General features: G+C 69.3%; 21 protein-coding genes. 1 reads left to right on the top strand and 20 read right to left on the bottom strand.

The window, feature by feature from the left end; all coding sequences use genetic code 11:
* Positions 1 to 7: 7 nt before the first annotated feature.
* From ASG73_RS16645 to rpmE, 14 genes are all read right to left on the bottom strand, one after another.
* The gene (locus ASG73_RS16645; protein WP_055998017.1) at positions 8 to 907 is read right to left on the bottom strand and encodes a F0F1 ATP synthase subunit gamma; all 900 of its coding nucleotides are present in this window, start codon (positions 905 to 907) and stop codon (positions 8 to 10) included.
* A gap of 132 nt (positions 908 to 1,039) precedes the next feature.
* Entirely contained in the window at positions 1,040 to 2,674 is a 1,635-nt protein-coding gene (gene atpA / locus ASG73_RS16640; protein WP_055998015.1) for a F0F1 ATP synthase subunit alpha, read from the bottom strand.
* Positions 2,675 to 2,744: 70 nt separating this feature from the next.
* Positions 2,745 to 3,554, bottom strand: a complete 810-nt coding sequence (locus ASG73_RS16635) for a F0F1 ATP synthase subunit delta (RefSeq protein ID WP_055998012.1) — start codon at positions 3,552 to 3,554, stop codon at positions 2,745 to 2,747.
* Positions 3,554 to 4,201: a F0F1 ATP synthase subunit B gene (locus ASG73_RS16630; protein WP_082567344.1), complete on the bottom strand. Its 648-nt coding sequence runs from the start codon at positions 4,199 to 4,201 to the stop codon at positions 3,554 to 3,556. The genes ASG73_RS16635 and ASG73_RS16630 overlap by 1 nt, the downstream gene beginning before the upstream one ends.
* Positions 4,202 to 4,249: 48 nt before the next feature.
* Complete coding sequence (locus ASG73_RS16625; protein WP_174522284.1) at positions 4,250 to 4,459, bottom strand: ATP synthase F0 subunit C; 210 nt, start codon at positions 4,457 to 4,459, stop codon at positions 4,250 to 4,252.
* Positions 4,460 to 4,554: 95 nt separating this feature from the next.
* The gene (gene atpB, locus ASG73_RS16620; RefSeq protein ID WP_055998009.1) at positions 4,555 to 5,364 is read right to left on the bottom strand and encodes a F0F1 ATP synthase subunit A; all 810 of its coding nucleotides are present in this window, start codon (positions 5,362 to 5,364) and stop codon (positions 4,555 to 4,557) included.
* Positions 5,361 to 5,744 (bottom strand): AtpZ/AtpI family protein, encoded by a 384-nt coding sequence (locus ASG73_RS16615; protein WP_055998006.1) that lies wholly within the window; start codon positions 5,742 to 5,744, stop codon positions 5,361 to 5,363. The genes atpB and ASG73_RS16615 overlap by 4 nt, the downstream gene beginning before the upstream one ends.
* A complete protein-coding gene (locus ASG73_RS16610; RefSeq protein ID WP_055998003.1) occupies positions 5,741 to 6,160 on the bottom strand; it encodes a hypothetical protein in 420 nt (139 codons plus the stop codon). The genes ASG73_RS16615 and ASG73_RS16610 overlap by 4 nt, the downstream gene beginning before the upstream one ends.
* 148 nt (positions 6,161 to 6,308) lie before the next feature.
* Complete coding sequence (locus ASG73_RS16605; protein WP_055997999.1) at positions 6,309 to 7,445, bottom strand: MraY family glycosyltransferase; 1,137 nt, start codon at positions 7,443 to 7,445, stop codon at positions 6,309 to 6,311.
* A gap of 28 nt (positions 7,446 to 7,473) precedes the next feature.
* Positions 7,474 to 8,751, bottom strand: a complete 1,278-nt coding sequence (gene glyA / locus ASG73_RS16600) for a serine hydroxymethyltransferase (protein WP_055997996.1) — start codon at positions 8,749 to 8,751, stop codon at positions 7,474 to 7,476.
* A complete protein-coding gene (locus ASG73_RS16595) occupies positions 8,748 to 9,494 on the bottom strand; it encodes an L-threonylcarbamoyladenylate synthase (protein ID WP_055997993.1) in 747 nt (248 codons plus the stop codon). The genes glyA and ASG73_RS16595 overlap by 4 nt, the downstream gene beginning before the upstream one ends.
* A 324-nt stretch (positions 9,495 to 9,818) precedes the next feature.
* Positions 9,819 to 10,694, bottom strand: coding sequence for a peptide chain release factor N(5)-glutamine methyltransferase (gene prmC / locus ASG73_RS16590; protein ID WP_055997990.1), 876 nt, complete (start codon positions 10,692 to 10,694; stop codon positions 9,819 to 9,821).
* Positions 10,691 to 11,776 carry a peptide chain release factor 1 gene (prfA, locus tag ASG73_RS16585; RefSeq protein WP_055997987.1) on the bottom strand — a complete coding sequence of 362 codons (1,086 nt, stop codon included), beginning with the start codon at positions 11,774 to 11,776 and terminating at the stop codon, positions 10,691 to 10,693. The genes prmC and prfA overlap by 4 nt, the downstream gene beginning before the upstream one ends.
* 124 nt (positions 11,777 to 11,900) lie before the next feature.
* Positions 11,901 to 12,119, bottom strand: a complete 219-nt coding sequence (gene rpmE, locus ASG73_RS16580; RefSeq protein ID WP_055997985.1) for a 50S ribosomal protein L31 — start codon at positions 12,117 to 12,119, stop codon at positions 11,901 to 11,903.
* Positions 12,120 to 12,310: 191 nt separating this feature from the next.
* On the opposite strand from rpmE, the gene ASG73_RS16575 reads away from it, so the two are divergent.
* Positions 12,311 to 12,880 carry a GNAT family N-acetyltransferase gene (locus ASG73_RS16575; protein WP_055997982.1) on the top strand — a complete coding sequence of 190 codons (570 nt, stop codon included), beginning with the start codon at positions 12,311 to 12,313 and terminating at the stop codon, positions 12,878 to 12,880.
* A 137-nt stretch (positions 12,881 to 13,017) separates the two neighbouring features.
* Here the strand turns inward: ASG73_RS16575 and ASG73_RS16570 are convergent, their stop codons facing one another.
* The 6 genes from ASG73_RS16570 to thrB form a co-directional block, all read right to left on the bottom strand.
* Positions 13,018 to 14,982, bottom strand: coding sequence for an ATP-binding protein (locus ASG73_RS16570; protein WP_055997979.1), 1,965 nt, complete (start codon positions 14,980 to 14,982; stop codon positions 13,018 to 13,020).
* On the bottom strand, positions 14,979 to 16,436 hold the full coding sequence (locus tag ASG73_RS16565) for a glycosyltransferase family 2 protein (RefSeq protein ID WP_055997976.1): 1,458 nt from the start codon (positions 16,434 to 16,436) through the stop codon (positions 14,979 to 14,981). Before ASG73_RS16565 ends, ASG73_RS16570 begins: the two co-directional genes overlap by 4 nt.
* Entirely contained in the window at positions 16,436 to 17,533 is a 1,098-nt protein-coding gene (locus tag ASG73_RS16560) for a HEAT repeat domain-containing protein (protein WP_055997974.1), read from the bottom strand. Before ASG73_RS16560 ends, ASG73_RS16565 begins: the two co-directional genes overlap by 1 nt.
* Before the next feature lie 4 nt (positions 17,534 to 17,537).
* Entirely contained in the window at positions 17,538 to 17,912 is a 375-nt protein-coding gene (locus ASG73_RS16555) for a response regulator transcription factor (protein WP_055997971.1), read from the bottom strand.
* 276 nt (positions 17,913 to 18,188) lie between these two features.
* On the bottom strand, positions 18,189 to 20,387 hold the full coding sequence (gene rho, locus ASG73_RS16550) for a transcription termination factor Rho (protein ID WP_055997968.1): 2,199 nt from the start codon (positions 20,385 to 20,387) through the stop codon (positions 18,189 to 18,191).
* Positions 20,388 to 20,742: 355 nt separating this feature from the next.
* Positions 20,743 to 21,681, bottom strand: coding sequence for a homoserine kinase (gene thrB / locus ASG73_RS16545; protein WP_055997965.1), 939 nt, complete (start codon positions 21,679 to 21,681; stop codon positions 20,743 to 20,745).
* Between the last annotated feature and the right edge of the window lie 2 nt (positions 21,682 to 21,683).

Here is a 21,683-nt window from a genome sequence, read left to right as displayed (position 1 = left end):
TACCTTCTCACTTGGAATCGGCGAGGGCACTGGCGCCGCCGACGATCTCGGAGATTTCCTGGGTGATCTCGGCCTGGCGGGCCTGGTTGGCCAGCCGGGTGTACTTCTTGATGAGCTCCTCGGCGTTGTCCGTCGCCGACTTCATGGCGCGCTGGCGCGACGCGAGCTCGGAGGCTGCCGCCGACAGCAGGGCATTGAAGATGCGTGCGTTGACATAGCGCGGCAGGAGCGTGTCCAGCAGCTCTTCGGGGTTCGGCTCGAACTCGTACAGCGGGTACAGCTCGGCGTCATCGTCGCTCTCGACACCCTCGACGACCTCGAGAGGCAGCAGGCGGATGACCTCGGCCTCCTGGTTGACCATCGAGATGAATCGCGTGGAGACGATGTGGACCTCGTCCACGCCGCCCTCCTCGGTCGGCTTGATGAAGTCCGCGACGAGGCGCTCGCCGATCTCGCGGGCGTTCTCGAAGGACGGCTTCTCGGAGCTCCCGGTCCACTCCGCCGCGCGCTCACGCTTGCGGAAGGAGTAGAAGGAGACCGCACGGCGACCGACAAGGTAGGGCACGACCTCCTTGCCCTCGGCCTGAAGGGCGGCGGAGACCCGCTCCCCCTCCTTGAGGACATTGGAGTTGTAGCCGCCTGCAAGACCACGGTCTGCCGCGACGACGACGAGCGCAGCGCGCGTGACGTTCTCGGGCTCGGTGGTCAGCGGGTGGTCCTCGTCCGAGTACGTGGCAACGGCCGAGGCCGCGCGCGTCAGCGCGCGGGCGTACGGCGTGGACTCACGCACTGCCTGCTGGGCCTTGACAACCCGCGAGGCCGCCATGAGCTCCATGGCACGCGTGATCTTCTTGGTCGCGGTGACGGACCGGATGCGCTGTCGGTACACACGGATCTGTGCTCCCATGTGCTGCCGCCTCTCTGGTGGGTCGTGGTCGGCTGGTGGTCATCGGCTGAAGGGCCGGTGCCGCCGCCTGGTCGGATGCTGCGGTGCTGCTCCCCGGTGGGGCGTCGTCGCCGACGCCCCACCGGTGGTGGATCAGCGCTTCTGCTTGACGATCTGGACCTGCTCGGACTCCTGGGCGTCCTCGCCGGTCTCCTCGTTGGCGACCGGCACGTTGTTCTCGTCGGTCGGGAGGAAGCCGTCGCGGAAGGAGGCGATCTCGGTCTCGAGCGCGGCGATCGTGGAGTCCTCGAACTTGCCGGTCTCCTGGATGCCGTCCAGCAGCTCCCGCTTGTTGCGACGCAGGTGGTCGAGGAACTCGGCCTCGAAGCGCTTGATGTCCTCGACGGCGATCGGGTCGAGCTCACCCGTGGTACCGGCCCAGATCGTGACGACCTGCTCCGGGACGGGGTAGGGGTCGGCCTGCTTCTGCTTGAGGATCTCGACGAGGCGTGCGCCTCGGGCCAGCTGCTGCTTGGAGGCCGGGTCCAGGTCCGAGGCGAACATCGCGAAGGCCTCGAGCGAGCGGTACTGCGCGAGGTCCAGCTTGAGTCGACCGGAGACCGACTTCATCGCCTTGGTCTGTGCAGCCGAACCGACACGGGAGACGGAGACACCCACGTCGATGGCCGGACGCACATCAGAGTTGAAGAGGTCGGCCTGCAGGTAGATCTGACCGTCGGTGATCGAGATGACGTTGGTCGGGATGTACGCGGAGACGTCACCGGCCTTGGTCTCGATGATCGGCAGACCGGTCATCGAGCCCGCGCCGAGCTCGTCGGAGAGCTTGGCGCAACGCTCGAGCATCCGCGAGTGCAGGTAGAAGACGTCACCCGGGTAGGCCTCGCGGCCCGGCGGGCGGCGCAGCAGCAGCGACATCGAGCGGTAGGCCTCGGCCTGCTTGCTCAGGTCGTCGAAGACGATGAGGACGTGCTTGCCCTGGTACATCCAGTGCTGGCCGATGGCCGAGCCGGTGAAGGGGGCGAGGTACTTGAAGCCGGCAGCGTCGGACGCAGGAGCAGCGACGATCGTCGTGTACTCCATGGCGCCGGCCTCCTCGAGCGTGCCCTTGACGGACGCGATCGTGGAACCCTTCTGGCCGATGGCGACGTAGATGCAGCGGACCTGCTTCTGCGGGTCGCCCGTCTCCCAGAACTGCTTCTGGTTGATGATCGTGTCGACCGCGACCGTGGTCTTGCCGGTCTGGCGGTCACCGATGATCAGCTGACGCTGGCCACGGCCGATCGGGGTCATCGCGTCGACGGACTTCAGGCCGGTCTGCAGCGGCTCGTGGACCGACTTGCGGTCGACGACGCTGGGTGCCTGGAGCTCGAGGGCGCGGCGCTCGGCGGACTCGATGTCGCCGAGACCGTCGATCGGCTGACCGAGCGGGTTGACGACGCGGCCGAGGAAGTTGTCACCGACCGGGACCGAGAGGACCTCGCCGGTGCGCTTGACCTGCTGCCCCTCCTCGATCTTGGAGAAGTCGCCGAGGACGACGACACCGATCTCGTGGACGTCGAGGTTGAGCGCGAGGCCGAGGGTGCCGTCCTCGAACTCGAGCAGCTCGTTGGTCATGGCCGAAGGGAGTCCCTCGACGTGGGCGATTCCGTCACCGGCATCGGTGACGCGGCCGACCTCTTCGCGGGAGGCCGCGCCCGGGTTGTAGGACTGCACGTAGCCGTCCAGGGCGTCCCGGATCTCCTCCGGACGGATCGAAAGCTCCGTCATGTTGTCTTCTCCTCGTTGCCGGCCGCACTACGGGCCGAATATGTGGTCTGCATGGGGTGTCTGAGCGGACTCAGCCGGCCAGGTGGCGCTTCGCCTCGTCGAGACGTCGCAGGATGGTCCCGTCGACGACCTCGTCGCCGATCTGGACCCGGATCCCGCCGATGACGTCCTCGTCCTTGACGATCTGCAGCAGGACGGGCTTGCTGTAGACCTTGTGCAGGGCGTCCGCCAGGCGGGTGCGCTGCTCCTGCGTCAGGTCGACTGCGGTCGTCACGACAGCGGTCAGCTGCTGGCGACGCTCGGCAGCGATGTCGAGGTAGGCCTCGATCGTCGCGTCGAAGCGCCGGCCCCGGGGGGCGAGAACCGACTGGCGAGCCAGTCGCACCGTCTCCGGCCGTGTCTTGCCCTGCAGCAGGGTGTCGACCAGCTCGGCCTTGCCAGCGGCGTCGCCGAGGCGGTTGCCCAGGGCGTCCCGCAGCTCGGGGTTACCGGCCACGACACGCTCGAAGCGGAAGAGCTCGTCCTCGACCTGGTCGAGCGCGCCACCGGCTTCGGCCCCCTTGAGGGAGGCCTCCACGGCGAACCGCTCGATGGTGTCCGTGAGGTCGCGCTCCCGTGCCCAGCGCTGGGCCACCAGCACAGAGACGACGCCGACGGCCTCGTTGGAGACCTTGCTCTTGAGCAGTCGGGTGATCAGCTCGGACTTGTCCCTGCCCTCACGGGAGGGGTCGGCGACGCTGCGACGCAGGGTCGCGTTGTCGTCGAGCAGTCCGGTCACGGCGAAGAGCTCGTCCGCCATGACGGCCGGGTCACCGGACATCAGTGCCGTCTCGAAGGACTGACGTCCTTCGATCACAGCGGCGCGCGAAGAACCTCGCATCAGGCGTCACGACCTGCATCGCCGAGGTCCAGCTGGCCCTGCTCGGCTGCGGTCGTGGACGCCGCGGCGGCCCCGACCTTCTCCGGCTGGACCTTGCCCGACTCGAGCTCGGCGAGGAAGGAGTCGATCAGGCCCTGACGGCTCGAGGAGTCCTGCAGCTCGTGGCCGACGATGCGTCCAGCCAGATCGGTCGAGAGACGACCGACCTCGCCACGCAGCGACACGGATGCCTGCTGGCGCTCGGCCGCGATCTGCTTCTGCGCCGAGTCGGTGATGCGGTTGGACTCGTCCTGAGCCTGCCCGCGCATCTCCGCGACGATCGCAGCGCCCTCGGCGCGTGCGTCCTCACGGATCTTCGCGGCCTCGGCACGGGCCTCGGCCAGCTGCGCCTCGTACTGGGCCTTGGCGGCCTCGGCCTCGGCCTGGGCGTTCTCTGCCTGGGCGATGCCACCCTCGATGGCGGCGTGGCGCTCCTCGTAGGCCTTCTCGAGGTTCGGGGCGACCTTCTTCGCGACGACCCAGAACAGGATCGCGAACATGACGAGACCGAAGACGAGCTCTTCCCAGTGCGGGATGAGGGGCATGGTCTCGCCCTCACCCGCCGCGGCGAGCCCCACGACCGATGACACGGTTGCGGTGATGTGCACGGGTACTCCTAGTTACTGGTGCCGATGTCGAAAGCCGTGACCGGCAAATCAGAGGACGAAGGCAAGAACCAGACCGAAGATGGCGAGTGCCTCTGCGAGGGCGAAGCCGAGGATGGCGATCGGCTGCAGGAGGCCACGGGCCTCGGGCTGGCGGGCGACACCGTTGATGTAGGCGGCGAAGATCAGACCGACGGCGATGGCCGGGCCGATGGCGGACAGGCCGTAACCAATGAGGGAAAGCGAGCCGGTGATTTCCACGATGAATTCCTCTTTCGTGTATCTGTGATCCACCGCGGGTTTGGTCCCGCGGAGAAGTTCTTGGGGGCTATGAAGTTGTAGGTCTGGTTGCGACGTCAGTGATCGTCGGAGACTGCGGCGGCGATGTAGCTGGCCGCAAGGAGCGTGAAGACGAAGGCCTGCAGGAACTGCACCAGGATCTCGAACAGAACCATCACGCCGGCCATGATGAAGGTCGGCACGGACAGCGCCTGCAAGAGGATGCCGTCACCGTGGAGCAGGAAGTAGAAGGCTCCCGTGACGAAGAGGTAGATCACCATGTGGCCGGCAAACATGTTGCCGAAGAGTCGCAGCGCCAGGGTCAGCGGGCGGGTGATGAAGTAGGTGATCAGCTCGAGCAGGAAGACGAAGGGCACGATCCACCCGGGCAGGCCCGGCGGGATCATGTGCTTGAAGTACCCGCCGAGGCCCATCTTCTGGATGCTGACCCAGTGGTAGACGACATAGACCACGAGCGTCAGGGCGATCGGGAAGCCGACCTTGCCGGTGACGGGGTTCATCGTCAGGAAGAAGGAACCCGCGAGGTTGTAGAAGAGGACCATCAGGAAGAGCGTGACCAGCAGGGGCACGTACTTCTTGAACTCCTTGGTCCCGATCATGTCGCGGGCCACCGAGTTGCGGGGGAAGTTGTAGACACCCTCGAGAAGCCACTGGCCCTTGCTGGGAACGACCGAGGCGTTCTTGCTCAGCATGATGAGGACGAGCGACAGGACACCGGTGATGATCGCGGCCCAGGCCATCTGGTTGGTCACCGTGATGGGACCGACCTCGAAGAGCGGCTGCCAGAAGATCGCAGGCGTCGGGGGCTGGTAGCTCTCGCCACCGCCGGAAGCCGGCAGCGTGGCAGCAAGCGCAGACAGGGTCACTGAATCTCCTCGTTGTGTGGCTGGGCAGCCGTCGTCGGCCCCTTGCGGGTGTCAACAGTCAGGGGTGCCTGGGACGTACCGTAGCGGAGCCAGATGATGTAGAGCGACAGGGCCATCCCGATGATGATCCCCAGCGCGACCAGACCGGTCACCTCGAGCCAGCGGTCGGCCAGCAGACCGAGACCGCCGAAGACGACCGGTCCGGTGATGAGATAGGCGAGAACCGTCGAACCCATCGCGTCTGCACGGGCCGTCGGGCTGGGCAGGGTCGGATCGCCGGTGTACCGCTCGGACTTCGCGGCGGTCTGCTCCGGCGTCGCCGAGGCCTTGGTCACCAGACGCGGTGCCTCCGTGCGTGCCCGTCGTGCGTGCGCGCTCATGCGTGACCGCCCGCTGGGTAGACCTCGTGGCGGGCACGGACATAGCCGACCAGCTGGCCGACCTGCAGGAGCACGACCTCGACCACCGTGGCGGCGGCCGCGACCGGCCCGTCGAGCCAGCCCATCTGGCTCAACATCGCGATGGCCGCGATGAGGACGATGATCTGGCCCATGAAGACCAGTCCGGCACCGGCCATGGAGGCACCGGGGTCACCGGCGACGACGAGCGAGATGGCGATGACGCCCAGGAGCATGACGACGAAGGCGAGCAGCGACCCGGCCAGCGCGCTGAGGGCGCCGTCGGCCCCCTTCGCGATGGCTCCGGCGATGGTCAGCAACGCGGTCCCGACGACTCCGGCAACGAGGACACCTCGGCGCATGCCCTGCACGGGGCTGCGGCGGGAGGTCGTCGACATCGGCTCACTTCGGGACGGGAGCACGGGTGCTCTGGGTGCGGACGAGATGTCCGCGGGGCGCTTGTGAAAGTTTACACAAGCGCCGGGAGGGCCACCAATCCGCTCCCCTCACGCTGGTCGAGGTGCGACGAAGGAGCCGCGAGACCCCTCACCTGTCGACGCGCTGGCCCAGCCGGTCGTACTTCTTGGGTCGGTGGCCGGGAGCGGAGAACCGGGGCAGCCAGGTCGTCAGGGCCGCCGCCACGGCGAGCATGACCGCTGCCCCGATGCCGGCCACCCACGGCGGCAGCACGACGAAGCTCACCGACCCCATGGCCATGACGAAACCCCACAGCCACAGCAACATGACAGCGCGCCGGTGGCCGTGGCCGATCTTGAGCATCCGGTGGTGCAGGTGCTGCCTGTCCGCCTGCCAGGGGCGCTGGCCACGAGCGGTCCGCCGCACCACGGCCCACACGACGTCGAGCAACGGCAGCATCATGATCGAGATCGGGACGAGCAGCGGCAGGATCGTCGCCGCGACCTGGTTGCGGCTCACCTGGGTGGGGTTGATCTGCCCGACATTGAGGATCGTCGCAGCGGCGAGCAGCAGTCCGAGGGTCAGCGCCCCGGAGTCCCCCATGAAGAGCTTGGTCGGGAAGACGTTGTGCGGCAGGAAGCCCAGGCAGACCCCGGCCAGAGCGGCAGAGACGAAGGTCGCCGACGAGAAGACATTGGGCGGCGCATAGCTGGCCGAGATGACGTAGCTGTAGATGAAGAAGGCGACCGCCGCGATGGCCACGAGCCCGGCGGCCAGACCGTCGAGGCCGTCGATGAAGTTCACCGCGTTGATGCACAGCACGACGACGAAGACGGTCAGCAGCACGAGGATCGGCGCCGGCAGCACGGTGACCACCCCGAGAGGCAGGGAGAAGAACTGCACCCCGCCGAAGGCGATGGCGGCCGCCGCGACGATCTGCCCGCCCAACTTGGTCAGGGCATCGAGCTCGCGGATGTCATCGATGGCCCCGACGAGGCAGACGACGCCCGCACCGATGAGGATCCCGATGAGCTCGCCCGAGTCGAAGACCTGCCGCAGGAAGGGCATCCGCCAAGCGACCAGGGTGGCAGCGGCATAGCCGAGGAACATGGCCACGCCGCCCAGCCGTGGCATGGGCACGACGTGGACGTCCCGCTCGCGCACCTCGGTGAAGGCGCCCACGCGGATCGCCACCGTCCGCACGAGCGGGACGAGCAGATAGGTCGTCACGAGCGCGACGAGGAAGACGAAGACGTACTCCCTCACAGCGCCCCTCCCCCTGCCCCGAGCAGGATCAGCGGGGGTAGGCGGGGAAGCGGGTGACCAGGTCGGTCACCTGTGCGCGCACCTCACGCGACACCTCGTGGTCCGGGTCTGCGTCACCCGTCGTCACGGCGGTGTGGATGAGCTCGGCGATCTTGACCATCTCGTCGGTGCCCATGCCCTGCGTCGTGACGCACGGGGTACCCACGCGGATGCCCGAGGCGATCGACGGCTTCTGCGGGTCGTTCGGGATGGCGTTCTTGTTGAGAGTGATGCCGGCCGCGTCGCAGCGTGCCTCGGCGTCGACACCGGTGACGCCCACGCCCTGGAGGTCCAGCAGCGCCAGGTGGGTGTCGGTACCGCCGGTCGTCGGACGGATGCCCCGGGTGAGCAGCTCCTGCGCCAGCACCTTGGAGTTGGCGATGACGTCCTTCGCGTACTGCTGGTACTCGGGGGTCGCGCACTCCTTAAAGTTGACCGCCTTGGCCGCGATGGTGTGCATCTGCGGGCCGCCCTGCATCATCGGGAAGATCGCCTTGTCGAGCGCCTTGGCGTGCTCTTCCTTGCAGACGAGAGCACCGGAGCGGGGGCCGCGCAGCACCTTGTGGGTGGTGAAGGTGACGACATCGGCGTGCGGGACGGGGCTCGGGATCGCCTTGCCGGCCACGAGACCGATGAAGTGCGCCGCGTCGACCCACATGATCGCGCCGACCTCGTCGCAGATCGCGCGGATGCGCTCGAAGTCGATCAGGCGCGGGATCGCCGAGCCGCCCGAGCAGATGACCTTGGGACGGTGCTCCTTGGCCAGGCGCTCCATCTCGTCGTAGTCGACGTCCTCGGTCTCGGGATTGACGCCGTAGTGCACGGCGTCGAACCACTTGCCGGAGAAGGAGACCTTGGTGCCGTGGGTCAGGTGGCCGCCGTGCGGCAGGGACATCGCCAGGATCTTCTCGCCCGGCTTGAGGAAGGCGCCGTAGACGGCCTGGTTGGCGCTGGCACCGGAGTGCGCCTGCACATTGGCGTGCTCGGCGTCCAGGAGGCTCTTGGCCCGCTCGATCGCCAGGATCTCGGCCTTGTCGACCTCGGAGCATCCCCCGTAGTAGCGGCGGCCCGGGTAGCCCTCGGCGTACTTGTTGCTCAGCGTCGAACCGAGGGAGGTCAGGACCTCCGGCGAGGAGATGTTCTCGCTCGCGATGAGCTGCAGCCCGCCGCGGATGCGGTCGAGCTCGCTGGTGAGCACACCCGCGATCTCCGGGTCGAATGCGCGCAGGGCGCCGAAGTCAGAGCCGTAGAAGGTGTCGTCGGTCATCGCGGGGCCTCCGTGTCGGGGGTGGGGTCGGTGGACGGGTCGTCCGGCATGTCACTGCTCGAAGGGAGATCCTCCCACTGCTGCGCATCGGCGGCCGTGGTGGTCTCGTCGAAGCCCACGCCGAGGATCTCCTCGAGGCGCTCGCGCCCGATGGCGCCCTCGCGCAGGACGACCGGGGTCTCCCCCGTGCAGTCGACGATCGTCGACGGCTCCTGCGAGGTGCGCGGTCCACCGTCGAGGTAGACGCTCACGACGGGGCCGAGCTGGACGGCAGCGTCGGTGATGGACGTCGCGGCGGGCTCACCGGTGCGGTTGGCGCTCGTGACGGCCATCGGACCGGTCTCGCGCAGCACCTCGAGCGCGATGTCGTCGTCGGGCATGCGCAGCGCGACGGTGCCGGCCGTCTCTCCGAGGTCCCAGTGGAGCGAGGGCTGGGCCAGGAGCACGAGGGTCAGCGGGCCTGGCCACAGCTCGTCGACGAGGCGGCGAGCCCAGTCGGGCACGGCGCGGGCCAGTCCGTCGAGGGTGCGCGCATCCGGGACGAGGACGGGGGGCGGCATGTCGCGGCCCCTCCCCTTGGCGGCCAGGACGTCGGCGACCGCGGACGCGTCGAAGGCGTCGGCCCCGATGCCGTAGACGGTGTCCGTGGGGATGACGACGACCTCACCACGCCGGACCGCATCCACGGTGGCGGCGACGCCGGCTGCGCGGTCGGTGGTGGTCGCATCGACGACAGGGCTCATGGTGTCCACCCTAATCCGCGACCGGGACCGCTGCGGCAGCACCGTCGCGCCACGGATGCGAGGTACGGCGAGAGCACGCCCACATCGCCCGGCTCTTTTCCACGCATACGGCGCCTCCGCTTGGGTACGTTGGCCCCGACGACATCATCGTCATCTCGAGAAGGAGGACGTCATGCGTGGTTCCAGTCTCATCTGGACGATCGTCGGTGTGTTGCTGATCATCGCCCTGCTCATCTTCATCCTCTGAGATTCATTCGTACGTCGTAGGGGCTCGGCCGACTCGGCCGGGCCCCTGCGTCGTCCGGGCCCCTGCGTCGTCCGGGCTCAGGCGCGGGTGGCCGTCGTCGTCCGCGGCCGACCGGTGAGGTCGGCATGGTCGGCGACATCGACCCAGTCACCGCTCGCGGCCAGCGCCCGCGGCAGGCTCTGGCCCTGGCTGTCCGCGTGCTCCATGACGAGCAGCCCACCGGGACGCAGCAGCCGGGCCGCAGCCGCGGCGACCGCCAGCGGGATGCGCAAGCCGTCATCGCTGCCGCCGTACAGGGCGATCTCGGGGTCGTGCTCGGCCACCTCAGGATCGAGAGGCACCATCCCGACGGGGACGTAGGGCGGGTTGCTCACGACGACGTCGACCAGCCCGACGAGATCGTCGAGCTCCGGCACGGTGGCCGGGTCAGTCGTGGCATCGGCCGCGACGAGAGTGACGGGCAGCCCCGTCGTCTCGATGTTGCGCGCGGCCCAGGCCAGCGCGAGGTCGCTGAGCTCGACCGCGGTCACCTTGGCGGCCACCGCCTCGTCGGCCACGGCGAGCGCGAGCGCACCGGACCCGGTGCACAGGTCGACGACCAGCGGCGCCTCGATGCCCACGAGGGCGGCCAGCACGTGGTCGACGGCCTGCTCGGTCTCCGGACGGGGGACGAAGACGCCCGGCCCGACGTGCAGCTCCAACCGGCGGAAGGGGGCGGTGCCGGTCAGGTGCTGCAGCGGCACCCGAGCGGCGCGCTCCCGCACGAGAGCGGTGAACCGGTCGGCGAAGCCCTCGTCGGGCTCCGTGGCGAGGATCATCTGCCGCTCCACCTCACCGCGGTCGCAGCCCAGCGTGTGGGCTGCGAGGAGGACGGCATCGATGCGAGGGGTGGGGACTCCCCCTTCGTCCAGCGTGGCGGTGGCCGCATCGACCTGCGAGCGAAGGGAGGTCACTCCCCACCTCCGGCGAGAGCCGTGAGCCGGGCCTCCTCGTCGGCCTGCACCGCGGAGTCGATGATGGCGTCCATGTCACCGTCGAGGACGGAGTCGAGGTGGTGGGCCTTGAAGCCGGTGCGGTGGTCGCTGATCCGGTTCTCAGGGAAGTTGTAGGTACGGATCCGCTCGGAGCGGTCGACCGTGCGCACCTGCGAGGAGCGCGCCTCCTTGGCCTCCGCGGCGGCTTCGTCCATCGCCATCTGGTGCAGACGGGCGCGCAGCACGCGCATCGCCGACTCCTTGTTCTGCAGCTGGGACTTCTCGTTCTGGCAGGAGACGACCGTGCCCGTCGGCAGGTGGGTGATGCGCACCGCGGAGTCGGTGGTGTTGACCGACTGGCCGCCGGGGCCCGAGGAACGGTAGACGTCGATCTTCAGGTCGTTGGCGTCGAGGACGACCTCGGTGGTGTCTTCGACATCAGGCATGACCCACACCCCGGCGGCGGAGGTGTGGATGCGGCCCTGGCTCTCGGTGACGGGGACGCGCTGGACGCGGTGGACTCCCCCCTCGTACTTCAGGCGGGCCCACGGGGCGCTGCCCGGCTCCATGGCGCCCTTGGCGGAGACGGCCACCCGGACGTCCTTGTACCCACCCAGGTCGGACTCGGTGGAGTCGAGCAGCTGGGTCTTCCAGCCGCGCTTCTCCGCGTGCCGCAGGTACATGCGCAGCAGGTCACCGGCGAAGAGAGCCGACTCCTCTCCCCCTTCGCCCGCCTTGATCTCGAGGATCACGTCGAGGTCGTCATCGGGATCGCGCGGGATGAGCAGCCGACGGATCCGGTCCTCGAGGTCGCTCACGGTCTGCTCGAGCTGCGCGACCTCCTCGGCGAAGGCGGCGTCCTCGGCGGCCAGCTCACGGGCCGCCGCGAGGTCACCGCTCGCCTCGTCGAGCTCGCGCTGGGCGGTGACCACCGGGGTCAGCTCGGAGTAGCGGCGGTTGGTCCGACGCAGCCGGTCCGGGTCCCCGATGACGGCGGGGTCGGCCAGGGAGGTCTCCAGCTGGGCGTGCTCGGCGAGCAGGCTCTCGACGGACTCGAGCACGGGGACCTCCGGGGCATGGGACGGCGGGTGATGACCTGCGGGTGGACAGTGCGGGTGGAAACTGCGGGTGGAAACACAGATGCGCCGGTCAGCCCTCGAGGGGCTGACCGGCGCATCGGAAGAACTACTTGGCTTCGGTCTTGTTGCCGTAGCGCTTCTGGAAGCGGGCCACGCGACCACCGGTGTCCATGATCTTCTGCTTGCCCGTGTAGAACGGGTGGCACTGGCTGCACACCTCAGCCTTGATCGTGTGATCCGACTTGGTGCTGCGGGTGGTGAAGGTGCTGCCGCAGGTGCACGTGACCGTGGTCGTCTCGTACGTGGGGTGGATGTCCTTCTTCACGTGGTGCTCCTTGGGTCTGTGTCGTCCGGGTCGGCGTTGTGCCACTGTGGGCCGACAACTGCGGACTCTGTGCCGCATGCCGTGAACCGGACCGCCTATGGATTGTGCCAGACGTGGCACACGGGTCCAAACACGCGACCGGGGGTGGTTGTTCCCCCGCTGCCCGACCTGGGCTGCGGCAGGATGGGCCCATGGCACCACGTCCTCGCCGCCTGCCCCGCCGCACCCCCCGCGACCAGGGCAGGGAGCCCACGCCCGGCCCGGTCGAGGGCTCCGTGATCCGCCCGGCCGTGCCCGGTGACATCGCGACCATCATCGCGCTGCGGGCGCTGATGTTCGAGGCCATGGATGCCTCGGCCGAGGCGATCTCCGACATCGGCTGGCAGCAGGACGCCTCGCGCTGGCTGCAGCAGCACCTCGGCGACGAGCGCGTCCACGTCGTCGTCGCCGAGGCCAACGGCACCGTCGTCTCCTGCGCGATCGGTCAGGTCCTCGACCTGATGCCCTCCCCGACCCGCGCCAGTGGCGGCGGCCTCGTCACCAACATCGCGACCTTCCCCCGCCACCGGCGGCTGGGCTTCACCCATGCGGTCCTGGAGGCACTGCTCGGGTGGTTCGAGGAGGAGACCGGGGTCGAGGTCATCACCCTCAACGCCACCGAGGCCGGGCGCGACATCTACGACAACTTCGGCTTCGTCGTCTCGACCTTCCCCGAGATGCGGTTGCGGCTGGAGCGCCCGGCCGAGCCCGACGAGGGATGAGGGCTGAGGGCTGAGGGCGCCCACCGACAACCCGAGGCAGGTCACGTCATGCACCTAGATCCAGAATTTCGTGCATGACGTGACCTGCCTCGGCCTTTGGGTGGGCTGCTCCCCTCCCCCTCCCCCTTCGCCCGGGGTCAGCCGCACACCGGCAGGGTGACCGTCACGGTGGTGCCCTCGCCCTCGGCGCTCTCCAGCTCGACCTGCCCACCGTGCGCCTCGGCGATCGTGCGCACGATGACCAGCCCCAGACCGGTCCCCGGGACGTGACCGGCCTGCGCGTTGGAGGCCCTGAAGAAGCGGGTGAAGAGGCGCTCCCGGTCCTGCGCGGGGATCCCCATGCCGGTGTCGACACACGTGATGCGCACCTCGCCGCCCACACGCGTCGTGCTCAGCCGCACGCTGCCGCCGGCCGGGGTGAACTTCAACGCATTGCTCGCCAGGTTGCCGACCGCCCGCTCGAGCTGCACCGCGTCGCCCCGGACGAGGATCGGCTCGTCGTCCTGCTCCAGCTCCAGCCGGACCTGCGCAGTGCGCGCCATCGGCGAGAGCTGCTCGACGACCCGCGCCGGACCGCTGCGCACGTCGTGCAAGGTGCGGGCGGTGTCCGCCTGCCCGCTGTCGAGCCGGTTGAGCAGCAACAGGTCGTCGATGAGCGAGCGCAGCCGGTCGACATTGCGGGCAACGACGTCCAACGCGCGGACCTGCTCGGACGAGAGCTCGCCGAAGTCCCCGTCGGTGAGCAGCTCGAGGTACCCGGCGATGGAGGTGAGCGGGGTGCGCAGCTCGTGGCTCGTCGTGGCCGCGAAGTCGGACTTCTGCTGATCGAGCTCCTCCAGCGAGGTGACATAGCGCTGCTCGACGAGCGTGTGTGCCGCGTACTCGGCCACACGCTCCATGGCCTGCAGCTCCGCCTCGTCGAACTCGTGCGGCTCCAGCGTCGCGACGGAGAGCACGCCGACGGCCTCGTCGCCGAAGCACAGCGGGTGCAGCGCCCACCCCTGGAGGGACTGCTCCTGCCCGACGCGAGCCAGGTCCGGGGGGAAGGTCCTCAACACCTCGGCAGTGCTGCCGGCCCTCAGGCTGGGGGTGTCGGCGAGCATCTGCGCCACCCCGGGGATCCGCACGTCCTGGAGCACGGCCGGGAACTCGTCGCCCGACGTGTGCCACGAGCCCATGAGGTTGACCGACTCCTCGTCGTTGAGTCGGTAGATCGACGTCGCGTCGGCCCGCAGCCCCAGCCCGACGACCTCGCAGGCACGGTCCCACCCCCCGTCACGAGCGGTGAGCAGACTCGGCACGCTCCCGGTGAGGCGATAGAGGTCGAGACCGCGCTCGCGCTCACGCTGCATCGAGGCATTGGACTCGGCGAGCGAGTTGAAGGCGTCGGCGAGGGCGACGACCTCCTCGGCCCCCTCGTGGACGTCGGCGCGGGCCGGCGCGGTCCCCGAATCGTGGCGGGAGACGACCCGGTGGAGGGCCTGCAGGGGCCGGGCCAGTCGGTCGAGCGCGCGCCGCGCCTGCGAGACGGTGACGAAGATGGCGATGAGGGTGGCCAGCCCCATGAGCGCGATCGCGCCGTTCATGTAGAGGTTGTACCTGTCCCGCCAGGTCTGTCGCACGTCAGCGATCTCCGCGGCGAGCGCCTCGTGCTCCCGCTCGACCTCGAGGAAGGCTGCGCCGGTCCCGCCCAAGGAGGTGCTGCCGCGTGCTGCCATGGACGTGTCCGCGAGCCGGAACCACTCCTCGGACGCGTCGATGAAGGCGTTGGCCCGGCTCGCGTCCATGTCCGCCGCAGCGGTCCTGGCCAGCAGCCGGTCCTCACTCCTGCGGAAGTCGGTCCGCGAGGCGGCGTACGAGTCGCGGAAGGTGTCCTCGCCGGTGAGCAGGTAGGCGCGGTAGCTCCCCTGGGCGGTCGCGATCGTCACGCGCATCTTGCCGCTCTGCTCGTTGAGCGGGCTGATCGTGCGGGTCGTCTGACGCACCTCCCGCTGCACGGTGACCATCGAGACGACGGACATGACCGACATGACGAGGATGATCGACGACAGCACGACGACCAGCCGCTCGAGCACGCGGGCGACGGTGTTGCGAGGACTCATGGACCCTGCTCCTGGCTGGTGTCGAATCCGGTGCGGGTCATCGTGCCCCACTCCTGCTTGCGGCCGGTGAGGCTCTGCGCCCATCCCTCAAGGCGCCAGACGGCGGTCGCCTGGCGGTACCCGATGTTTTCCACCACGGCCGCCGCGAGCGTGCTGAGCAGGTCGCGCCAGCGCGGGTACTTGTGGAAGCTGAGCTCCTCCACGGTCATCGCGGCGAGCGTCACGAGGATCGCGTAGCCGTAGGCGACAGCCATGAAGAGCATGAAGTAGCCGACGTCGACGACCCCGAGCACGGTGCCGAGGACGACGAGCACGAGACCGAAGAGCTCGAGCAGCGGTGCGAGGAGCTCGAAGAGCCAGTAGTACGGGATCGCGATCATGCCGACCTTGCCGTAGCGCGGGTTGAGGAACATCGAGCGGTAGGCCCACAGGGTCTCCCACAGACCGCGATGCCAGCGCCGCCGCTGCTTGCGCAGCACCGTGGCCGTCTCGGGGACCTCGGTCCAGCAGATCGGCTCGGAGACGAACTGCACGCGGTAGTCGCGCCGCTCGCGACGCATGTGCTTGTGCACCCGCAGCACGAGCTCGAAGTCCTCGCCGATGCTGCTCGGGTCCAGACCGCCCACCTCGACGAGCACGTCGCGACGGAAGATGCCGAAGGCACCGCTGATGAGGATGAGCGACTTCAGCCGGGACCAGCCGGCACGGCCGAGGTGGAAGGCGCGCAGGTATTCGACGACCTGGATGCGGGCCAGCCAGTTGCGCGACATGCGCACCTCGTTCACCCGCCCGCCGCGCACGACGCAACCGTTGATCGCCCGGATGACGCCGCCTCCCGCGACCACCCGGACGGGGTCCTCGGCGAAAGGCCGGACGATGGCGAGCAGGGCGTCGGGGTCGAGCACCGAGTCGGAGTCGACGAAGACGACGAGGTCCTGGGTGGCGAAGTTGACCCCGACGTTGAGCGAGTCCGAGCGGCCGGAGTTGGGCTTGCGGATGACCGTGAGCCGGGTGCGGCCGTTGCGCGGCACGTGGATGGACGACGCGGGCTCGCGCACCGGCAGGTCAGCGGGCATCCGTCGCGGGACCTCGACGAGGTCGAAGGCCTCGCGCAGCACCTCGAAGCCCCCGTCGGTGCTCCCGTCGTCGACGACGATCACCTCGTGGCGTGGGTAGTGCAGCGCGAGCATCGCCTGCGTCGCGACCTTGATCCCCGCCTCCTCGTTGAACATCGCGGTGACGACGCTGACGCTGGGCACCATGCCGGACCCGAGCAGCTCCTCCCTTCCGGCGAAGGGAAGCTGCCGGGTCGAGCGGCGAAACTCCAGGGCCGCCGCGACGACGAGGACGAGGTAGGAGGAGTTGATGACGAGGAAGTAGACGAGGACCGGGAGCGCGATGCCGGAGAAGATCGCCTCGACCGCGGGGGTCGCCGATTCGAGCACGTCGTCCATCAGCCTGTCCTCCCTGCCGACTGGCGAAGGGAGTGCATGGCCAGTCCGTAGTCGGCGGCAGCCGCGGCGTCGCCGTCACCAGCGACGTGGGACTGCACCTCGGACAGGCCCGCCGGCCCCAGACCGACGAGGACGTCGGCGGACAGCTCCCCCACCCGCGGGTCGGTGTCGGCGAGCAGGACGCCCAACGCGGTGATCGCCCGTGAGTCCGCCAGGTCACCGAGGGCCCGGACCGCAGCCAGTCGGACCGAGCGCGGGTGGGCGTGGGCGGTGAGCTCGGTGAGTGTGACGGTGTCTGCGGGATCTCCGAGCCCGCCGAGGGCCTCGGCGAGCGCTGCGAGCACGGTGGGGTCCTCCTCGTGCGTGACGAGATCGCGCAGGCGCGACCTCTGCGACAGGTGTTGAGCGCGTCCGATGCTCATCGCGGCAACGGCCCGGGTGGAGGCGTCGTCGTCGACCAGCGCACGACCGATCGTGTCCGCGGCCGGCGATCCCAGGCCGACGAGTGCTTCGACGACCACCCAGACGGGCAGCTCACCCCGCCCTCGACGGCCGGGCGCGACAGCGGCCAGCAGTGCCTCTGCGGCGGCCGCGTCGCCGAGCATGCCGAGCGAGCGCGCGGTCGTCACGGCCACCGCGCGGTCACGGTCCTGCAGCCGCGGGACCACATCGGCGACGGCCTCCTCGACGTGCATGACCCCCAGGGTCCAGACCGATCGGGCCCGACGGGTCCCGGACCAGGAGGTGACACCCGCTCGGGCCCGACGGACGAGGCCGTGGGCGACGAGGACATCGACGATCCGCTCGGCCGGTGCCCCACGGATCTTGCTGAGATAGCCGATGAGGACGGGGGCGACGAGGTCGACCGACGCCCCCTTCAGCGCACCGAGTCGGGTGCCGGAGTCGCCGTCGTCCTCGCCCGAGACGAGAGCGAGCACGTCTGCGCGCAACGGACCGACGCGCCTCGCGACAGCTCGCTCACGACGCCTGCGGGTCACGCGGGCCAGGGCGATGGTGGCCGCGAGCGCGACGAAGGTTGCGAGCATGATCCACAGGCTCAACCGCAGGAGCCAGGGCTGGACGACGACCTCGCCCACGTGGTCAGCCGCGTCCGATCAGGGTGGTGACCCGGTGGACCAGCTCGCGGGGGCTGAAGGGCTTGGTGAGGTAGTCGTCGGCCCCCGTGCTGAAGCCGGCGTCGACGTCGACGTCGCGGGCGCGCGCGGTCAGCAGGATGACCCGCGTACCGGCGAGCGCCTCGTCGGCACGGATGCTGCGCAGCACGTCGAGCCCGGACTGCCCGGGCATCATCACGTCGAGGACCGCCAGGTCAGGGCGGTGCTCGGTGATCAGTCGCAGCGCCTCGTCGCCATCGGCTGCGGGCACGACCGTGTAGCCGGCGCTGCCGAGCTTGAAGGTCACGAGATCCCTGATGTCCGCGTCGTCGTCCGCGACCACGACAGTCCCCTGAGCCATGCCACTCCCCTGTGTCGACGTCCCTGTCCCGTGACCCTATGTGTCCCCCTTCGTCATCGCAGTCCGACCCGTCGCGGGGTGCTGACGAGCGATGGCGCAGGCGCCGTCGTGAGGGCGCCCATCGACAACCCGAGGCAGGTCACGTCATGCACCTGGATCCAGAATTTCGTGCACGACGTGACCTGCCTCGGCCTTGGGTGAGCGGGCATGACGAAGGGGGTCGATCCGCACCGTGGTGCGGATCGACCCCCTTCGTCGTGACTGGGGCGAGAACCGTCAGGCGGTCTCGTCCTCGTCGCCGAGCTTGATCGAGCTGGTCGCTGCGACCTGCGAGAGGAACTCGTAGTTCGTCTTGGTCTTGCGCAGACGGTCCAGGAGCAGCTCCACACCCTGCTGGGTGTCGAGCGCAGCGAGGACGCGACGCAGCTTCCACATGATCCGCAGCTCCTCGGGCGCGAGGAGGATCTCCTCGCGACGAGTACCGGAGGCGTTGACGTCGACCGCCGGGAAGATCCGGCGGTTGGCCAGGCCACGGTCGAGCTTGAGCTCCATGTTGCCGGTGCCCTTGAACTCCTCGAAGATCACCTCGTCCATGCGCGAGCCGGTCTCGACGAGCGCCGTGGCGAGGATGGTGAGCGAGCCACCGTTCTCGATGTTGCGGGCGGCACCGAAGAACTTCTTCGGCGGGTACAGCGCCGCGGAGTCGACACCACCGGACAGGATGCGCCCGCTCGCCGGTGCGGCGAGGTTGTAGGCGCGACCGAGCTTGGTGATCGAGTCGAGCAGCACGACGACGTCGTGGCCCATCTCGACGAGGCGCTTGGCACGCTCGATGGCCAGCTCGGCGACCGTGGTGTGGTCCTCGGCCGGACGGTCGAAGGTCGAGGCGATGACCTCACCCTTGACCGCGCGCTGCATGTCGGTGACCTCCTCGGGACGCTCGTCGACGAGGACGACCATGAGGTGGCACTCAGGGTTGTTGGTCGAGATCGCGTTGGCGAGGGACTGCATGACCATCGTCTTGCCGGCCTTGGCCGGAGCGACGATCAGGCCACGCTGGCCCTTGCCGATGGGGGCGACCAGGTCGATCATGCGCGTGGTCAGGATGTTGGACTCGGTCTCGAGACGCAGGCGGTCCTGCGGGTAGAGCGGAGTCAGCTTGCCGAACTCGACCCGACGCTTGGCGTCCTCCGCCGACATCCCGTTGACGGTCTCCAGCGTGGCCAGCAGGTTGAACTTGCCGCGCTGGCCCTTGCTGTTGATGGCCTGCTGCTGCGGCTCCTCGCCCTCGCGAGCGCCCTTGACCTGACCGGTGACGGCGTCACCCTTGCGCAGGCCGTGGCGCTTGACCATGCCGAGGGGCACGTAGACGTCGGTCGACCCGGGCAGGTAGCCGGAGGTGCGCACGAAGGCGTAGTTGTCGAGGACGTCGAGGATGCCGGCCACGGGCACGAGCACGTCGTCCTCGTGGATCTGCGGCTCGTTGTCGTCGAACTGCTGGCCGCCACCACGACGCTTGTCGCGGTTGCGGTTGCGATTGCGGTTGCGGCTGCGACGGCCGCCCCGCTCGTCGTCGCCGTACTGGTCGTTGCCGCCACTCTGGTTGCGGTCGTTGCCGCCCTGGTTGCGGTTGCCACCCTGGGTGCGGTTGCCACCCTGGGAGTCGTCGTTACGACCGCCCTGGCTGCGGTCGTTGCCACCCTGGGTGCGGTCGTTGTTGCGACCGCCCTGGTTGCGGTTGCCACCCTGGGAGTCGTCGTTGCGCCCGCCCTGGCTGCGGTCGTTGCCGCCCTGGTTGCGGTTGCCACCCTGGGAGTCGTCGTTGCGACCGCCCTGGTTGCGGTTGCCACCCTGGGAGTCGTCGTTGCGACCGCCCTGGTTGCGGTCATTGCCGCCCTGGTTGCGGTTGCCACCCTGGGAGTCGTCATTGCGACCGCCCTGGTTGCGGTCATTGCCGCTCTGGTTGCGGTTGCGGTCACCGTTGCGACCGTCGCGGTCCTCGCCACGCTCGCGACGCGACGACTCGCGGCCACCGGTCTGGGCATCGCCCTCGGTGCGCTCGAGACGCTCGGCGCCCTTGTCGGTCGCCTGGTCGGCGCCCTTGTCGTTGCCCTTGCCAGCAGCCTTGTCGGTCGCCTTGCCAGCGCCCTGATCCGCAGCAGCGGACTGCACGGGCTGGTCGGCAGGCTTCTCAGCCGGGGCCTTGCTCGCGTCCTTGGCGGGCGCGGCCTGCACGGGAGCGGCCTGCGCGGGAGCAGCCTTCGCGGGAGCGGCCTGCGCGGGAGCAGACGAGCCCGACTGCTTCGCCCGGATGGCGGTAACGAGGTCGCTCTTGCGCATCTTGGCGGTGCCGGTGATCCCCATGCTCGAGGCGAGCTGCTGGAGCTGGGCGAGGCGCATGGCGCTGAGCGCGCCGGATCGGCGAGGCTGATCCGCGGTTGCGGCAGCGGTGTCGCCAGTGGTGGTGTCGGTCACGAAGGACCCTTTCCCTCGTAGGGCCTGTCACATGGGCAAGCCTGATGAGTCCCGTCAAGAGCGGGAATTCTGGTGAGTACCCCACGACCGTGCGTCGCACCCGTGACGAGCGAGACGCTCACGTGGGGGAAGCTCCTGCCCTCACGTGCCACTCGACTGGTTCGTCGATGCACCGGGCTCACTGGAGCGTCTTCAATGTATCACTGCACGTCGCCCCGGCCACACACACGACACGGCCATCTCACGCGAGCCACCCCGCCCCCTTCGCCCCCGCTCCAATCCGCATTGCCCTATGGCAATGCAGACGAGCGGTCCACCCAACCCTGCATTGCCATAGGGGAATGCGGACGAGCGGTCAGACGAGGTGGACGCCGCGCTCGGGCACGCCGGGGGCGAGCACCTGCCAGTCGGTGGAGGTCCCGTCCGCGATCTCGCGGATGCGCTCGGCGCGATCACCCGTGGTGAGCACGAGGACGGACGGCCCGGCCCCCGAGATCGTCGCGGCCATCCCGTCGGCGCGCAGTGCGTCGACGAGCTCCATGCTGTGCGGATAGCTCGGCCGCCGCGCCTCCTGGTGCAGCAGGTCGGTGGTCGCCATGAGCAGCAGGCCCGGCTCGCTCGTGAGCGCGTGGACGAGCAGCCCGGTACGCGCGGAGTTGGCCGCGGCAGTGGCCAGCGGCACGACCTCCGGGAGGACCGAGCGGGCCGTGTGCGTGCTCAGCGTGGTCTCCGGGACGAGGACGACGGCCTCGACCTGCGGGTGGAGGCGAAGGGGGACGGTCCGGGTCCGCGGCAGCGGCTGGTCCGCCTCGGTCACCGAGAGCGTCGCACCACCGAAGACGCTGGCGGACGCGTTGTCGGGGTGGCCCTCCAGGGCGCTGGCGATCGAGTTGATCGTGGTGAGCTCCAGCTCCTCGGCCGCGAGGACTCCCCCGCGCACGGCGAGCGCGTGGGCCGCGGCGACGCCGCCCACGATCGCGGTCGCCGAGGAGCCCATGCCGCGACCGTGCGGCACAGCATTGGTCGCGCTGAGGTGCAGGCCCGCGGGAGCGGTCACCCCGAGCCGCTCCCAGGTCGTCGCCATCGTGCGCACCACCAGGTGGCTCTCGTCGCGAGGGACGGACTCGGCGCCCGAGCCCGCGACGTCGACGACGAGTCCCGGCTCCTGCGTGACGGTGACCGTGCACTCGTCCCAGACGCCGAGCGCCAGTCCGACACAGTCGAACCCGGGACCGAGGTTGGCACTGGACGCGGGCACCCGCAGGGTGACCGTCGTCCCGACGGGGATGGTCACGC

This window comes from Janibacter sp. Soil728, from assembly GCF_001428305.1.
In the GTDB taxonomy this organism is placed as follows: domain Bacteria; phylum Actinomycetota; class Actinomycetes; order Actinomycetales; family Dermatophilaceae; genus Janibacter.
Note: the sequence above shows the minus strand (reverse complement) of the source record. Positions and strands in the feature narration are given on the sequence as shown.

What these genes read in the sequence shown, in the direction of transcription:
- ASG73_RS16645 (WP_055998017.1), bottom strand. Translation starts at nt 907, where the DNA reads ATGGGAGCACAGATCCGTGTGTACCGACAGCGCATCCGGTCCGTCACC.
- atpA (WP_055998015.1), bottom strand. Translation starts at nt 2,674, where the DNA reads ATGACGGAGCTTTCGATCCGTCCGGAGGAGATCCGGGACGCCCTGGAC.
- ASG73_RS16635 (WP_055998012.1), bottom strand. Translation starts at nt 3,554, where the DNA reads ATGCGAGGTTCTTCGCGCGCCGCTGTGATCGAAGGACGTCAGTCCTTC.
- ASG73_RS16615 (WP_055998006.1), bottom strand. Translation starts at nt 5,744, where the DNA reads ATGAGCGCGCACGCACGACGGGCACGCACGGAGGCACCGCGTCTGGTG.
- ASG73_RS16610 (WP_055998003.1), bottom strand. Translation starts at nt 6,160, where the DNA reads ATGTCGACGACCTCCCGCCGCAGCCCCGTGCAGGGCATGCGCCGAGGT.
- glyA (WP_055997996.1), bottom strand. Translation starts at nt 8,751, where the DNA reads ATGACCGACGACACCTTCTACGGCTCTGACTTCGGCGCCCTGCGCGCA.
- ASG73_RS16595 (WP_055997993.1), bottom strand. Translation starts at nt 9,494, where the DNA reads ATGAGCCCTGTCGTCGATGCGACCACCACCGACCGCGCAGCCGGCGTC.
- ASG73_RS16575 (WP_055997982.1), top strand. Translation starts at nt 12,311, where the DNA reads ATGGCACCACGTCCTCGCCGCCTGCCCCGCCGCACCCCCCGCGACCAG.
- ASG73_RS16570 (WP_055997979.1), bottom strand. Translation starts at nt 14,982, where the DNA reads ATGAGTCCTCGCAACACCGTCGCCCGCGTGCTCGAGCGGCTGGTCGTC.
- ASG73_RS16565 (WP_055997976.1), bottom strand. Translation starts at nt 16,436, where the DNA reads ATGGACGACGTGCTCGAATCGGCGACCCCCGCGGTCGAGGCGATCTTC.
- ASG73_RS16555 (WP_055997971.1), bottom strand. Translation starts at nt 17,912, where the DNA reads ATGGCTCAGGGGACTGTCGTGGTCGCGGACGACGACGCGGACATCAGG.